The organism is Anaerococcus kampingae (genome assembly GCF_046365475.1).
Taxonomy (GTDB): Bacteria; Bacillota; Clostridia; order Tissierellales; family Peptoniphilaceae; genus Anaerococcus; species Anaerococcus kampingae.
Genome location: NZ_JBGMEF010000058.1, coordinates 1 through 1,101, shown reverse-complemented (window position 1 = coordinate 1,101; position 1,101 = coordinate 1). Strand labels below are relative to the sequence as shown.

The 1,101-nt window shown below is 42.2% G+C and carries 1 protein-coding gene; it reads left to right on the top strand.

Annotated features, from left to right (window positions below; translation table 11 throughout):
- Positions 1 to 113: 113 nt before the first annotated feature.
- Positions 114 to 1,101: InlB B-repeat-containing protein (locus tag ACCQ42_RS10275; RefSeq protein WP_463049214.1), on the top strand; the 988-nt coding region annotated here is incomplete at its 3' end.

Genomic DNA, 1,101 nt, shown 5'->3' with positions numbered 1-1,101 from the left:
AAACTAAAAAAGCAGGCGAAACAATAAAAGTAAATGGTGACACCGAAATCAAAGCCATCTGGAAAAAGACCCAAGTAAAAGTAAGCTATAACGCAAATGGTGGTAGTGGTGAAATGACAGGCTCAACCCAAGACAAAGGTTCAGACTATACAGTATTACCAAATGCTTTCAAAGCTCCAGATGACACCCAAGAATTCAGTCATTGGGAAGTAAATGGAGAAACTAAAAAAGCAGGCGAAACAATAAAAGTAAATGGTGACACCGAAATCAAAGCCATCTGGAAAAAGACCCAAGTNNATACAGTATTACCAAATGCTTTCAAAGCCCCAGACGATACCCAAGAGTTTGATACTTGGGAAGTAAATGGTGAAAAAGTAGCAGCTGGAACAAAAATCAAAGTAGAAAAAGATACAGTAATAACAGCTATTTGGAAAGCAAAAACCAATCCAACCCCACCAGTAGAAAATTACACAGTAAGTTTCAAAACAGAAACTGGTGCATCAGGTAAGATGCCAGATGAAACAGTGCCAAAAGGAAAATATGCTCTACCAAATCCAACATTTACAGCAGAAAAAGGCAAAAAATTTGCAGGCTGGAAAGTAGGAGATGGAACAGATCTTAAGGCTGTAGGAAGTGAAATAGACATTACAGGAAATGTCACCCTAACAGCAGTTTGGAAAAGCGATGAACCAGAAACTCCACCAGTTACAGAAGAAGTCCAAGTAAGCTATGAACCAGGCGAAGGTTCAGGTAAAATGGATGGAAAAAAACTTACAAAAGGTTCAAAATACAAACTATCAACTAATGGCTTTAAAGCTCCAGCAAACAAGAAATTCAAAGGCTGGAGAATAGGTGGTACAGATTACGCTGCAGGTGATGTAATCACTGTAAACGAGAATACAACAGTAACAGCCATTTGGGAAGATAGTTCATCAACTCCAGGCACAGAAGAACCAGGTAAGCCAGGCACAGGCGGAGAAACCCCAGGCACAGGTGGAGAAACCCCAGGAACAGGCGGAGAAACCCCAGGCACAGGCGGAGACACTCCAGGCACAGGCGGAGAAACCCCAGGCACAGGCGGAGAAACCCCAGGAACAGGCG